Below are 14,417 nucleotides of genomic sequence, written 5' to 3' on the forward strand. Positions count from 1 at the left end.
AATCTTACCTACATTTTACACTACTTTTCTTAATTATAAAACGGATTCAACCCATTCATCGACAAGTTTTAGCGCTTCTTCCAATTTTTCTGGTTGTTTTGCACCTGCTTGTGCCATGTCTGGGCGTCCGCCGCCTTTTCCACCACAACGTTCCGCTACTTCTTTGATTAATTTACCAGCATGATATCCTTTATCAACTAAATCCTTTGTAACACCCGCAATCAGATTTACTTTTCCATCTTCAGCTGCTCCGAGAACTACAATAGCTGATTGGAGCTTATTTTTCAAGTCATCCATCATGCCACGCAGGCTGTTCATGTCTTTTGCATTCACTTTTGCAGCTAAAACCGTTATTCCATTTATCGTTTTAGCTTGATCGACAATGCTGCCAGCCTCTAGATTTCCAAGCTTACTTGTTAATGATTCATTTTCGCGTTGAAGTGCACGGTAATCTTGTAATAAACCACTGATTCTTGAAACAATTTCTTTTGGATTTGCTTTTAATAGCTCAGCAGCCTCTTTTAATTTCTCATATTGCTCATTCATATATTGATATGCTGCTTTTCCTGTAACAGCTTCAATACGTCTAGTTCCAGCGCCGATACCTGTTTCTGTTACAATTTTGAATAGTCCAATTGAAGATGTATTATCGACATGACATCCTCCACATAGCTCTAAGCTATAGTCTCCGACTTGAACAACACGAACAATATCCCCGTACTTCTCACCGAATAGTGCCATTGCTCCCATTTCTTTTGCTTCATTTAAAGATTTAAAGTCAATATTTACAGCAATACTTTTCCAGATTTGCTCATTTACAATCTGCTCAATTCGTGACAGCTCTTCTTGGCTCACTTGACCAAAATGTGAGAAGTCAAATCGAAGACGATCAACTGTTACTAACGAACCTGCCTGATTTACATGAGTACCAAGTACATCTTTAAGTGCTTGATGTAGTAAATGTGTTGCTGTGTGATTTTTTACAATACCAGTTCGATTTTCTTCAGCTACTGAAGCTGTAAACGTATCTCCAGTTTGAATAGTACCACTTTCTACAATGACATTATGAAGGTTTTGGCCATTAGGAGCTTTTTGAACATCTTTCACTTTGATCATTGCTTTATCACTAGTAAGTGTTCCTTCATCAGCAATTTGTCCGCCACTCTCAGCATAAAATGGTGTTTTATTAAGGATTACTTGCACTTCTTCACCTTCATGTGCTTCTTGAACAACTTCACCGTTTTTCACAATCACAACAGCTTCGGAATTGTTAACAATTAGCTGATTGTATCCAACAAATTCACTTTCCGTTTTAATTTCTCCAAGCATGCCACCTTGAACCTGCATAGAATCAACCTTTTGCATAGCTGCACGAGCTCGTTCACGTTGTCTACCCATTTCTTCTTCAAAGCCAGCATGATCAACTTTCATGCCTTCTTCTTCAGCATATTCCTCTGTTAACTCAACAGGGAATCCATACGTATCATAAAGACGGAATACATCTTCTCCTGGAATTTCATTATTTCCTTTTTCTTTTTGCGTTTTGATTACTTCACTAAGGATGGCTAGCCCTTCATTTAATGTTTCATGGAAACGCTCTTCTTCATTTTTAATCACTTTTTGAATGAATTCAGTTTTTGTTTTGACTTCTGGATAAAAATCGACCATAATTTCAGCAACAACTGGAACAAGCTCATACATGAATGGACGGTTTATATGAATTTGCTTTGCATAGCGTACCGCTCTTCTTAACAGGCGTCGCAATACATATCCACGACCTTCATTAGAAGGAAGAGCCCCATCACTTATCGCAAAGCTTACTGTTCGAACATGATCGGCAATAACTTTAAATGCCACATCTTTTTCTTTATCTTTACGGTAATCTTCACCTGAAATTTGCTCAGTTGCTTTAATAATAGGAATGAATAAATCTGTATCAAAATTTGTTTGAACATTTTGAATGACAGAGACCATACGCTCGAGTCCCATTCCTGTATCAATGTTTTTCTTAGGAAGTGGTGTATATGTACCATCAGGATTGTGGTTAAATTGTGAGAATACCAAGTTCCATACTTCAAGATAACGTTCATTTTCTCCACCAGGATATAACTCTGGATCTTCAGGGTCATTTCCGTATTCTTCACCACGATCATAGAAGATCTCAGTATTTGGCCCACTTGGCCCTTCACCAATATCCCAGAAGTTCCCTTCTAAACGAATAATTCTTTCTTCAGGAATACCAATTTTATCTTTCCAAATATCGAATGCTTCGTTGTCTTCAGGATGAATTGTAACAGATAATTTTTCTGGATCAAAACCAATCCATTTTTCATCTGTTAAGAATTCCCATGCCCATTCGATTGATTCTACTTTAAAGTAATCGCCAATTGAGAAATTACCTAGCATCTCAAAAAATGTATGATGTCTAGCAGTCTTTCCTACGTTTTCAATATCATTCGTTCGAATTGATTTTTGAGCATTACAAATTCTCGGATTTGCTGGAATCACACGACCATCAAAATATTTTTTTAATGTGGCAACCCCACTGTTAATCCAAAGTAATGTCGGATCTTCATGTGGAACTAGAGATGCACTAGGTTCAACGGTATGACCTTTCTCCTTAAAGAAGTCTAAAAACATTTGACGTACTTCTGCAGATTGTAAGTGTTTCATATGTATCCTCCTTAAAAATAAGTGTTATTTTAGAATTTACTTAACACAAAAAACTCTCGTCTCTGTGTAAAGAATAACCTCTTTGCACAGGGACGAGAGTTGGCTCGCGGTACCACCCTGATTATGGACAAAAAAGTCCATCACTCAAAAAACCGTAACGTGGTTTTGACGGCAGGTTTTTCTGCACTTAGGAATAGCTTTCAGCTGTCCTTACTTTAGAATTTCTTTCAGCCAGGGAAATTCCTCTCTTTAAAGCGGTCACAACGTACTTTTTTCCTTCATTGTTTTTTCATTATTGTACTATCGAGAATTATAGACAAGCGTTATTCAAATGTCAATGTTGTCGTCTAAATTGTGCTAAGTGAACAATAACAACCCTTAAAATGACTACGATAGGAACAGCTAGCATTAATCCTACAACACCAGCTATTTCTCCACCAGCCAATAACGCTAACATAATGACGATTGGATGCATATGAAGGCTTTTCCCCACTATTAATGGCCCTAGAATATTTCCTTCTATAAATTGCAGCCCAAAGATAATGATCACTACAATAATGACTGTTTTTGTTGACATTGTAGCAGCAATAATTAAAGCCGGTACCGCTCCAATCACTGGTCCAAAATAAGGAATGATATTTGTCACACCAATTAATAGGCCAAGTATTAATGGATATTTCACATGAAAAAACCAAAGAGATAAAAATGCAACTGTTCCAATGATCAAACAAACAAACAGCTGACCACGAATATAGCTTCCTAATGAATGATCTATATCTTTTAGAAATTGAATCGCTTCATTTCTCCATCTTCGCGGGTAAGATACCAACCAGCTTTTTTTATTTGATCATAATCTTTCAACATATAAAATACTAAAAACGGGATGATCGCAAGAAGAAGTACATAATCAAATAAGCTCCTAAGACTATTGATCACTCTTTCGATTGTTAATGCAAGCCACTCTTCTGTTTGCTCAAACATCCGTTCAATTCGATCATGTATTCCATCTGGCCAACGATCTGTCTGATCATGAATTGAGTCAATCCATCTGTTGTAAGTTGCTTGGAACTGGGGAAAGTTTTCAGATAAATCTCGTAATTGATTAACCAATACAGGCACACCTTTATAAAAACCGTATCCTAGTAAACCAAAAAATAATAAATAAATGATTAAAATTGAAATGGGTCTCGGCATCCCTGTTCGATGTAGCTTTTCAATAACCGGATGCAGTAAATATGTTATAAATGCACTAATAAGAAAAGGGATAAAAATGGCTTTAAACATTAGAAAAAAAGAGCCCAAATAGAATATAGCTTAAAAAACACAAATACTGTTAACAAGCCTAATAATAAAATGGTAATTCTTAACAACCATTTTATTTGATTGTCTCTCATAGTCACCCTCCTCTTTCTTAGTTATTGTGGAGGGTGATTCCGTATTTTATGTACAGAGTTCCATTAAACTTAAAAGAAAAAAGGAGCCGACAAATTTGCCAGCTCCTCTCTTTCATTTAAAACATTTTCATAACACGTTTTCTCATTTTCTTCATAGAACGATTATTCATCATGTTTGTATTACGTGATAAATGATATGCTGCTGCCCCTACACCCATAGTTATTAATGAGGTTAAAGTTCGATTCAAGACCAATCTCCCCTTTACATGCTTATTGATCGTTCATCTTCAGGAAACAAATCATCAAGTGAGCTTAATGTCCCATCTTCCTCAACTTGATGTGTTAATATTTTTCCCTTTGACACAGAAAGTTCAATAAAGCAACTCCAGCAGTAATATTGATTTACACCGATCTTTCCAAGGTCTTTACTTCTACAATTCGGACATGAAAACAATCTAAGCACACCTCTTTTAATAAAGTTCAATGACGATCGCATCTTTGCTAATCGATAGTGGTTCACCGGAAGCCTTAACCACCTTTTTACCTTCAGCGATGTCAGCAAAAAATCCGTCCGTCAGTTCGTATGCCTCAATTGTGTCCATTTTTTCAGAAAAATATACGTCTTCTAATAATCCAAGCTTTTCCCCTTCTTTAGTGAGAACTGCTTTATTGCTAAGATCATCATAAGTGTTATACGTAAATTGTTTTTTCATTTCATGTAATGATAGAAGCTTGTCTTTTTCTTCAACCATAACGCCGTTGTCTCCTACCGCATAAATTGATTCAAGAGGAACAAAGCGATCACGCTGAAAAAGGCCCTTGCCGTCCATCATAAGTCCGAATATAAATCCCTTGGAAGATAAGCAAACATTCGTTACATGACCAAGAAGGTCTGCACTACTGCTACAATATACTGGAAGTCCCTTTAGCTTCGAAAATGTCCGCAAAGTCATCTCCACCTTTCCGAACATTTTTATATTTCGCTAGCTTCCATAAAGTCATACGGTGTAACGTTTTCCATGCCAATATTTGCATCCTCTAGGGGGAATGGTAATTGTTTTTGTAATTCATCAAGTTCTGAATCTTTCAATTGATCCGCTCCAAGCTTTAACATTAAGCTTGTTTGCCTTTCGGAACTTTCATTATTTGTAATGCCCCACTCTAAAGCTTCTAACTCCCCACATAAAACAAGAGATTTTTTACTTCTTGTAACTGCTGTATAAATTAAGTTTCGTCTTAGCATTCGATAGTAGCCTTTAACAATAGGCATAATCACAATTGGAAACTCACTTCCTTGTGATTTATGAATAGAGCAACAAAAGGCATGTGTAAATTGATTAAAATCTTGTTTCGTATACGTTACTTCATTACCATCGAATGAAACTACGATCATATCTTCTTTTTCGGTATTTTCTTTTGCATAAAATATGGACACAATCTCTCCAATATCTCCATTAAATACGTTGCTATCAGGCTGATTTACGAGCTGAAGCACTTTATCACCATTTCGGTACACAACATCACCGAAATTCAATTCTCTTTTACTAGATGCTTTTGGATTAAAAAGCTCCTGAAGTAATTTATTTAGCTGATCAATACCAGCAGGTCCTCTATACATGGGTGCCAGGATTTGTATATCTTTCGCTGTATATCCCTTTTTCAGTGCACTTTGTATGATTTTACCTATAACTTCTTTCATCTGAGCTTGAGAGCACCTAATAAACGAACGATCCGAAGTCGGTGCCGCTATATTTTGTGGAAGTCTACCTTCCTTTATATCGTGGGCAAGTTCAATGATAGAAGATCCCTCTGCCTGACGGTAAATATCTGTCAGACGAACCGTTGGTATCACTTGAGATGCCAATAAATCACGAAGCACTTGACCAGGACCAACTGAAGGAAGCTGATCCTCATCGCCTACCATAATAACCTGAATTTCTTTAGGCAAAGCTTTAAATAATTGGTTAGCAATCCAAATATCAACCATTGAGACTTCATCAATGATCAAAAGTTTGCCTGCAATCGGGTTTTCTTCATCGTGTTCAAAACCATCCGCACCATTCCATTTTAAAAGACGGTGAATCGTAACCGCCGGCATTCCTGTGGCTTCACTCATACGTTTTGCCGCTCTCCCTGTTGGAGCTACAAGTACAATTGGAAAAGTTTCTTCTTTTTTATAATCTTTAGGATCAAGAGAACATCCATGTAAATCTGAATACAATTCTACAATCCCTTTAATAACCGTTGTTTTTCCTGTACCAGGTCCTCCAGTTAGTAGTAACATAGGTGACATTAGTGCCTTCTGAATCGCATCTTTTTGTGTTGGTGCATATTGCACGTTCATTCTTTCTTCGAGGTTCCCCAGAGATAATAAAAATTCAGATTCAGGAAATAAATCTTCATATTCTGTTTGATCAAGGATCTTATTAATATTTTTCACCAAACCCTGTTCAGCAAAATAGAGTGATGGAAGGTAAGCACGGTTTTCTTCAACAATCATTTTTCCCTCTTCACCTAGTGCAATGATCTCATTTGCAATATCTGACTCGTGAATGGTTTCTTTTTTAGAGTGATCAAGGAGTTCCTTTGTTTTAACAATTAGCTGCTCCGTTGTTACATAAACATGACCTTCCTGTAGGCAAAGGTGCTCGACATTGTAATGACAAGCCGCTTTAATACGTTCAGCACTTTTCCCCGAAATACCAAGGTGCTCTCCAAGCTCATCAGCTCGAACAAAACCAATTCCTTCTACATCCTGAACTAATTGATAGGGATTCTCCTGGATAATGGTTAATGTTTCATCTTGGTATGTTTGATAAATCTTCATTGCAAGCTGTGGACCAAATCCAAACTGATTTAACGCAATCATGATTTGCTCAAGACCCTGATGAGAAATTAGCGCATCTACCAATTGTTTTGCTTTATCTTTATTCACCTTAGGAATATCATCCAAAATGGAGGGATTTTGTAAGATTTTTGAGATAGCGGATTCACCCAATTTTTCAACAATTGCTTCCGCTGTTTTTTTTCCAATTCCTTTAAAAAGATCGCTTGAAAGATATTGTATGATTCCTTCTTTTGTTTGAGGAATTTCTTTCCGAAAATGCTCGGTTTGAAACTGAAGCCCAAACTTAGGGTGATTTGTAAACGACCCAAAAAAAGTGTAGGTATCATCTTCATGCAGGAGGGGAAAGTAACCAGTAACAGTTATTTCTTTATCTTCTATATCTTCACTCGTTTCATGTACTCTTACTTTTAGCACGGAATAAAGATTTTGTTCATTATGAAAGATAACAACCTTAACTAGTCCTTTGACATAGCGCTCTTTTTCTCCAAATAAATCTGCACTCTCCTGCATTATTTTGCCTCTCCCTTCAGAGAACTTATTTCTCCATATTTCCATTCATAATTTTCAATGCATGTCCTGCCAACATATGGTCCGGCTGGATTTCTAATGCTTTATTCAGCATTTCAATTGCTTTTTCACTATTTTCTTTAAAGGCATATGCTACTCCTATATTATAAAAAGCATCGGCATGTTGCTCGTCTAGTTCGATAACTTCTTCAAATTGCACTAGTGCTTCATCAATTAATTCAAGCTGTGCCAAGCATAAACCATACTGGAATTTTGCATCACTATCATTTTCATTTAACTCTACTGCTCGTTGAAAATAAGGAAGAGCTAAACGGTTTTGACCAAGATTGAATAAACACATTCCTAACATAAAATGTAAATCACCTTGATCTAAGCCTTTCTTTAATGCCTTTTCATACATATTTTTTGCTTCATCATAGTTTTCTTGATTGAAGTAAACATTTCCTGCTCCATAATAAGCTGTTGCAGAATCTTCATTTATTTCAATTGCTTTTTCATAAAATTTCAATGCCTTTTCAGGCTCATTAACTGCAGAAAGAAGATTGCCAAAGTTAATATAACTAATTGGGTTATTCGGATTTTTCTCAATTGCCTCCGAGAAAAGAGTTGCTGCTTCCTCGAACTCTCCTTTTTGCATTGCTTCAATTCCACGTTGATTAATATCCATCTTAATCCTTCCTTTATCTAGTATGTAGTAAATATATAGGATACAGCTAAAAAGGGCTGACTCATTGTGTCAACCCCTTCTAGTATCAGAAACATTTATTAAACCAAATTTTTCTCCCTTATCCAACATACCATAATTTTTCACCGTTTTTGAAAACTTCATCAATCGTTCCGCCACCTAAGCATGTATCACCATCATAAAACACCACTGCTTGTCCAGGTGTTACAGCACGAATCGGTTCTTTAAATGTTACCTTAGCGGTTTTGTCATCAATCATCTTGACTGTAACCTCATTATCTTGTTGACGGTAACGGAATTTGGCTGTACAGGTTAAATTCTTTACTTGTTTATCTGAAACCCAGCTCATATTTGTTGCCGTTATGCTATCTGAATATAGTAAGTCATTGTGGAAGCCTTGATCTACATATAACACATTTTTCTTTAGATCTTTACCGACTGCAAACCATGGTTCACCACTTCCGCCAATTCCCAGACCATGTCTTTGACCAATTGTATAATACATAAGTCCGTCGTGTTTTCCCTTCACTTCTCCATCAAGGGTCTTCATCATACCAGGCTGTGCAGGAAGATAGCCACTTAAAAACTCTTTAAAGTTTCTTTCACCGATAAAACAAATTCCCGTACTATCTTTTTTCGTTGCAGTAGCAAGATTGGCTTTCTTTGCCATTTCACGAACAAGAGGTTTTTCAATATCTCCTAATGGGAACATGACCTTAGACAATTGCTCTTGTCCTAGTTGGTTCAAGAAATAGGTTTGATCCTTATTGTCATCAACACCACGCAGCATTTTATATTCACCATCTCGATATTCCACTCTTGCATAATGACCTGTTGCTAAGTAATCGGCACCTAGTGACATGGCATGTTCTAAAAATGCCTTGAATTTAATTTCTTTATTACACATCACATCAGGGTTTGGTGTTCTACCTGCTTTATATTCATCCAGGAAATATGTGAATACCTTGTCCCAATACTGCTTTTCGAAATTTACTGCATAATAGGGAATACCAATTTGATTACAAACCTCAATCACATCATTATAATCCTCTGTTGCAGTACATACACCATTTTCATCTGTGTCATCCCAGTTTTTCATAAAAATTCCGATAACATCATAACCTTGCTCTTTTAAACGAAGAGCAGCAACAGAAGAGTCAACTCCTCCCGACATTCCTACAACTACTCTTATATCTTTAGGATCTTTTGTCATCCATTATTCACCTCCATGTAACTCTAAGCTGTCACTCTTTTTACAATTTTTGATATTTCATGGGCAGAATATCTAATATCTTCTAAGGATACTCCTAAACCAAAACTAAAGCGAACAGAAGATATGATCCGATCTGAATCTTTTCCAAACATAGACACTAATACATGAGATGGATCAACAGAACCAGCTGTACAAGCAGAACCACTTGATGCAGCAATACCTGCCAAATCCAAATTCACTAATAGAGACTCAATTTGAGTTTTCGGAAAGTACATATTTAGAACGTGAGGTAAACCACTCAATTCTCCATTCACTTCAAATTGTATATCATGTTCTTTAAAAATCGAGATCATTTCCTGCTTATATTTCTTATATTCTTCTCGCTTACCTTCGCGATTGGCTGCAGCAATTTCTGCAGCCCGACTGAATCCGCTAATTCCTGCAACATTCTCAGTACCAGCTCGTCGTTTCAGCTCCTGCTCGCCACCATATAATGAAGGCTGAAGTTTAATACCGGCTTTTGCATATAAAAAACCAATACCCTTAGGTCCATTGATTTTATGTGCAGATGCAGTTAACAAATCAACACCCAACTCTTGTACATTAATTTCTTCAATTCCATAAGCTTGAACAGCATCTGTATGAAAATACGCTGGATATTCCTTTAGAAGTTTTCCTATTTCACGTATTGGCTGAATTGAACCCACTTCATTATTACCAAACATAATTGAAACAAGCACTGTTTGGTCTGTTAGGTGTTGCTTGAGGTCATCTACAGAAATTAAACCACTTTTGTTAACAGGAAGGTAAGTAATATCGTAACCTATTTTCTCAAGATATTTACAAGTGTGAAGTACTGCATGATGCTCTATTTCAGTTGTTATAATATGTTTACCGATTTGTTGATTCGCAAGCGCTGTTCCGATTATGGCTAAATTATCAGCTTCTGTTCCGCCACTTGTAAAAATTAATTCTCCTGGACTTGCACCAATACTATTTGCAAGCATTCTTCTTGACTCATCAAGAATTCTCCTTGCTTCTCTTCCAAAAGAATGAATACTAGACGGATTACCGAACGTATCAGTCATCACCTTCATCATTTGATCTGCAACATCAGGGTGAATCGGAGAAGTTGCAGCATGATCTAAATAAACTTTTTTCATTTCCTACCTCCTTCCTATTAAAAATTTAGTAGCTTAACAAGTTTCTAAATATAAAACATATACGGCTCTTGATCTCCGTCTGTATAACTAGCCAAATCTTCAAGCGTTGTGTTATCTAACACTTCTTTTACAGCGTCACGAATTCGTATCCACAGCTGTCTTTTTGCCGGCTCTTCATCCTCTAATACTTCAACAGGGCTTAAAGGCCCTTCAAGAACGCGAATAATATCCCCGGATGTAATATTTGCAGGCTCATCACCTAAAATATAACCACCATAAGCCCCCCTAATACTTTTTACAAGACGAGCATTTCTTAAAGGTGCGATTAATTGTTCCAAATAGTGCTCTGATAAATCATGAGCCTGTGCAATGCTTTTTAATGAAGTTGGACCTTCACCGTGCTTTCTGGCAAGCTCAATCATAATTGTTAATCCATATCGGCCTTTTGTTGATATTTTCATAATAGTCCCCCTACATACCACGATCTAGTAAACTTGTTTGAAATTGGTTTATATTTATAAGATCTCATTATGGGTTCTTAATTAAACTTATAACCCTTTTCGTATAAGCAAGTGTTCAATTCATTAACTTTTTCCATTAGCCATTATAGCATAGATGGTGATATTAGACACTAAAACCGACTATATCGCTAGGACATGATTAATCTAACATGAAAAGTATTATTGATTATTCTTCTTAAACTGCTCAAGCTTGTAATAAATGGCTGATAATCTCTTTTCCTCACCAGCTTCCGTTGGTTCGTAATATTTAGTTCCTTTTAAGTTACTTGGAAGGTATTCTTGCTGCACCCATCCGCCGAACGTTCCAATTGGGTGATCATGTGGGTATTTGTATCCAACATGTCCTAACACTTTTGAGCCAGCATAATGGCCATCTCTTAAATGCATTGGGATTTCCCCAACTTTACCTGTTCGAACATCTGTGATGGCCATATCCAAAGCTTTGTATGCGGAATTCGATTTAGAAGATAAACACATCTCAACAACCGCAACAGATAAAGGAATACGTGCCTCGGGAAGACCTAACCGCTCACTTGCAATGACAGCAGACAAAACATTGTTTCCAACAGATGTATTTGCCAACCCTATATCTTCATAGGCAATCACCACTAGCCTTCTATTTACGGCTACAAGATCCCCTGTCTCAAGTAAATGAGCCAAATAGTATAAAGCTGCATCTACATCGCTACCACGAATACTTTTTTGTAGGCTTGAAAGCAGATTATAAAAGTGAGTTCCCTTTTTATCACCATAAACACCTGCATTACCTGTCAGATCGTTAATAATAGAATCCTCCACTATATAGGTATCTCCTTCTTTAGTGGACGAGTAAACAATTGATTCTAATAAGGTTAAAGATTTTCTCGCATCTCCATTAGCACCATAAGCAATTTTTTTCACTTGCTCCTCGGATATTTGGATACTCATCATCCCTAAGCCATTTTTTTCATCTTTTAACGCCCGTTGGAGAAGCAATTCAATATCATCAACAGTCAATCTTGTTAATTGCTTAATTTGTCCGCATCGGCTTCGTATCGCTGGATTTACATCATGAAATGGGTTCTCAGTTGTTGCACCAATTAAGATAATGTCACCTCGTTCTACATGAGGTAGTAAATAATCTTGTTGAGCTTTATTAAAACGATGAATTTCATCCAGAAACAAGATAACTTTTCCTGTTAAACGAGTCTCCTCAACAACAGCTTCTACATCTTTCTTTCCTGCTGTTGTCGCGTTTAACGCTATAAAAGGTATGCTAGTCGTACCTGCAATAGCAAAGGCTATTGACGTTTTTCCAACCCCTGGCTCTCCATACAATAACATGGATGGAACATATCCGTTTTTGATCATTTTATATAAACTTGTTTTTTCACCAATGATATCTTTTTGTCCTACGACCTCATCAATTGTTTTCGGTCTCATTCGAAAAGCAAGTGGCTCTCCATTCACTTTAAAACCCCCAGTACAATTCTACCTATAATTATATATGGAATCTTGATGTAAAGAAATAAAAGGAGCTCACCGTAATTAAGCACTCCTAAGAATGAAATATGAATCTATGAACTTGAATAAGTATGAGTTTCTAGGAAATGATAAGATAACGAACGAACATGTTAAAACGAGTAACTCGAAGGAGGTTATCGTGAAAAATAGACATGATGCGTGGACCCAAGAAGAAGATAGGCTTCTAGCAAAAACGGTAGTAAATCATATAAAGGATGGCAGTACACAAACTGCCGCGTTTAATGAGATCTCCGACAAGATAAACCGGACACCTGCGGCATGCAGCTATCGTTGGAATGCAGAGGTTCGAAAAGAATATGTGAATGATATTGAATTAGCAAAAAAGAAACATAAAGAAAATAAACGCAAATATAATCAACATAACAATAAAACTACAAGCAAAAAGCCCAAAGAAGACCCTAACATATTTGAGAGAGCAAAAACGATACAAACTCAAAGTGAGTTTATTAATATCAATGACTGTATAATCTATCTAAATCAATTAAATAACCTGCCCGAAAGCAATACTGCACTGAAAGAAGAAAATAACCATTTACAAAAAGAAAAACAAGCGTTATATAAAAAAAATAAAGAGCTAGTGGACAGATATAAAAAACTAACAGAGCGGAAACATAAATTAGAAGAAGAATATAAAGTGCTGATGATTTTAATTCAACATGCACAAAATACATCGGAAGAAGAGCTAAAAAAGGAATACTATCATTAACAGCTAAGAGGCTGCTTGAATGCAGCCTCTTAGCTTTGTTTTTCATCTTTCACTCTTGTAATTTTAATATCCTTCAAAAGTTCTGTAATAACATGACCACCCATGATTAACCCTGCCACAGACGGGACGAACGCATTTGAAGATGGAGGCATTTTAGCCTTTCTTATCGGCGCAGCATCATTTCCAACTTCTTTACGAACTTCCTCACGAATTACGATCGGGCTTTCGTCTGAGAAGACAACTTTAATGCCTTTTTTAATTCCTTCTTTACGTAAACGAGTTCGAATAACTTTTGCAATTGGATCTGTATGTGTTTTAGAAATGTCAGCAATTTGAAATCGAGTTGGATCCGTTTTATTTGCAGCACCCATACTTGAAATCACGGGTATATTACGCTTCAAACATTCTTTCATTAAATGAATTTTGTAAGAAATGGTATCTGAAGCATCAATCACATAATCCAAGTTTTGATCAAAAAATTGCTCATACGTTTCTTCTGTATAAAACATTTTCAGAGAAATAACTTCACATTCCGGATTAATATCCTTAATACGTGCAGCCATTAAATCTACTTTAGGTTGTCCTACAGTTGATACTAATGCGTGAATTTGACGATTCACATTTGTAATATCAACATCGTCTTTGTCAACTAATACAAGTCTGCCTACACCTGACCTTGCAAGAGCCTCAGCTGAAAAAGAACCTACACCACCAATTCCTAATACAGCTACCGTACTATTTTTTAGAATATTTAATCCTTCCTTACCAATCGCCAGTTCATTACGTGAAAATTGATGTAGCAACTAACTCACTCCAATTATTAACCTATTTCGTTATCTTGCATAATGACAGTATTTTTACCTGAAAACGAATATAACATACATCGATAGAAAAGCAAGCGTTTTTTGTTTTTTAATCCTATATAAAAAGGGTCACCCTTGTGGAATGACCCCCTTTCGCTTTGATATGTAGTAGTCCCGATCGTGCCGTCGCCATTTCCCTCGTTTTGATCCCGCACTCAGCAGGTGGGTGCTTTATTTCAGAGTTTGTAAGTCCTCAATCCGAGGTAGAGGCATGTACTCTGTCTGAAAACTCAAGCTCCCGTATAAACAATGTTAGGTCAAAACTAGGTGTACAACGAACACATCAGGACTTTGTGTTA

General features: G+C 36.6%; 12 protein-coding genes, 1 other RNA gene, 1 pseudogene and 1 other annotated feature. Of the genes and pseudogenes, 1 reads left to right on the forward strand and 13 read right to left on the reverse strand.

Translation table 11 applies throughout. The annotated features are described in order from the left end of the window. Window positions 1-33 precede the first annotated feature (33 nt). The 11 genes and pseudogenes from alaS to MVE64_RS06170 form a co-directional block, all read right to left on the reverse strand. Window positions 34-2,673 carry an alanine--tRNA ligase gene (gene alaS / locus MVE64_RS06120; protein ID WP_247344692.1) on the reverse strand — a complete coding sequence of 880 codons (2,640 nt, stop codon included), beginning with the start codon at window positions 2,671-2,673 and terminating at the stop codon, window positions 34-36. 85 nt (window positions 2,674-2,758) lie between these two features. Then, window positions 2,759-2,964, reverse strand: a binding site (T-box leader). Window positions 2,965-3,007: 43 nt separating this feature from the next. After that, window positions 3,008-4,067, reverse strand: a pseudogene (locus MVE64_RS06125) (AI-2E family transporter). A gap of 116 nt (window positions 4,068-4,183) precedes the next feature. After that, entirely contained in the window at window positions 4,184-4,315 is a 132-nt protein-coding gene (locus MVE64_RS06130) for a YrzQ family protein (protein WP_121662931.1), read from the reverse strand. A gap of 14 nt (window positions 4,316-4,329) precedes the next feature. After that, a complete protein-coding gene (locus MVE64_RS06135) occupies window positions 4,330-4,521 on the reverse strand; it encodes a hypothetical protein (protein ID WP_098797937.1) in 192 nt (63 codons plus the stop codon). Window positions 4,522-4,537: 16 nt separating this feature from the next. Next, on the reverse strand, window positions 4,538-5,014 hold the full coding sequence (locus tag MVE64_RS06140) for a PRC-barrel domain-containing protein (RefSeq protein ID WP_247344695.1): 477 nt from the start codon (window positions 5,012-5,014) through the stop codon (window positions 4,538-4,540). 26 nt (window positions 5,015-5,040) lie between these two features. Further along, on the reverse strand, window positions 5,041-7,425 hold the full coding sequence (gene recD2, locus MVE64_RS06145) for an SF1B family DNA helicase RecD2 (protein ID WP_247344697.1): 2,385 nt from the start codon (window positions 7,423-7,425) through the stop codon (window positions 5,041-5,043). A 25-nt stretch (window positions 7,426-7,450) separates the two neighbouring features. Beyond that, window positions 7,451-8,110, reverse strand: coding sequence for a tetratricopeptide repeat protein (locus MVE64_RS06150; RefSeq protein ID WP_247344699.1), 660 nt, complete (start codon window positions 8,108-8,110; stop codon window positions 7,451-7,453). Between the two features lie 118 nt (window positions 8,111-8,228). Further along, a complete protein-coding gene (gene mnmA / locus MVE64_RS06155; protein ID WP_098797924.1) occupies window positions 8,229-9,341 on the reverse strand; it encodes a tRNA 2-thiouridine(34) synthase MnmA in 1,113 nt (370 codons plus the stop codon). Window positions 9,342-9,364: 23 nt separating this feature from the next. Next, the gene (locus MVE64_RS06160) at window positions 9,365-10,504 is read right to left on the reverse strand and encodes a cysteine desulfurase family protein (RefSeq protein ID WP_247344702.1); all 1,140 of its coding nucleotides are present in this window, start codon (window positions 10,502-10,504) and stop codon (window positions 9,365-9,367) included. A gap of 44 nt (window positions 10,505-10,548) precedes the next feature. Then, window positions 10,549-10,965 (reverse strand): cysteine metabolism transcriptional regulator CymR, encoded by a 417-nt coding sequence (gene cymR, locus MVE64_RS06165; protein ID WP_098797926.1) that lies wholly within the window; start codon window positions 10,963-10,965, stop codon window positions 10,549-10,551. A gap of 219 nt (window positions 10,966-11,184) precedes the next feature. Further along, on the reverse strand, window positions 11,185-12,474 hold the full coding sequence (locus MVE64_RS06170; RefSeq protein ID WP_247344704.1) for a replication-associated recombination protein A: 1,290 nt from the start codon (window positions 12,472-12,474) through the stop codon (window positions 11,185-11,187). A 193-nt stretch (window positions 12,475-12,667) separates the two neighbouring features. Here MVE64_RS06170 and MVE64_RS06175 point away from each other — a divergent pair, with 193 nt between their 5' ends. Beyond that, complete coding sequence (locus tag MVE64_RS06175) at window positions 12,668-13,255, forward strand: Myb-like DNA-binding domain-containing protein (RefSeq protein WP_247344707.1); 588 nt, start codon at window positions 12,668-12,670, stop codon at window positions 13,253-13,255. A 29-nt stretch (window positions 13,256-13,284) separates the two neighbouring features. Here MVE64_RS06175 and MVE64_RS06180 read toward each other — a convergent pair whose 3' ends face one another. Together MVE64_RS06180 and ssrS are read right to left on the reverse strand one after the other, a co-directional pair. Further along, on the reverse strand, window positions 13,285-14,058 hold the full coding sequence (locus MVE64_RS06180; RefSeq protein WP_098797929.1) for a tRNA threonylcarbamoyladenosine dehydratase: 774 nt from the start codon (window positions 14,056-14,058) through the stop codon (window positions 13,285-13,287). Window positions 14,059-14,225: 167 nt separating this feature from the next. Beyond that, window positions 14,226-14,411, reverse strand: a non-coding RNA gene (gene ssrS / locus MVE64_RS06185) — 6S RNA. Window positions 14,412-14,417 lie beyond the last annotated feature (6 nt).

The organism is Metabacillus endolithicus, assembly GCF_023078335.1.
In the GTDB taxonomy this organism is placed as follows: domain Bacteria; phylum Bacillota; class Bacilli; order Bacillales; family Bacillaceae; genus Metabacillus; species Metabacillus endolithicus.

What these genes read in the sequence shown, in the direction of transcription:
- alaS (WP_247344692.1), bottom strand. Translation starts at nt 2,673, where the DNA reads ATGAAACACTTACAATCTGCAGAAGTACGTCAAATGTTTTTAGACTTC.
- recD2 (WP_247344697.1), bottom strand. Translation starts at nt 7,425, where the DNA reads ATGCAGGAGAGTGCAGATTTATTTGGAGAAAAAGAGCGCTATGTCAAA.
- MVE64_RS06150 (WP_247344699.1), bottom strand. Translation starts at nt 8,110, where the DNA reads ATGGATATTAATCAACGTGGAATTGAAGCAATGCAAAAAGGAGAGTTC.
- mnmA (WP_098797924.1), bottom strand. Translation starts at nt 9,341, where the DNA reads ATGACAAAAGATCCTAAAGATATAAGAGTAGTTGTAGGAATGTCGGGA.
- MVE64_RS06160 (WP_247344702.1), bottom strand. Translation starts at nt 10,504, where the DNA reads ATGAAAAAAGTTTATTTAGATCATGCTGCAACTTCTCCGATTCACCCT.
- cymR (WP_098797926.1), bottom strand. Translation starts at nt 10,965, where the DNA reads ATGAAAATATCAACAAAAGGCCGATATGGATTAACAATTATGATTGAG.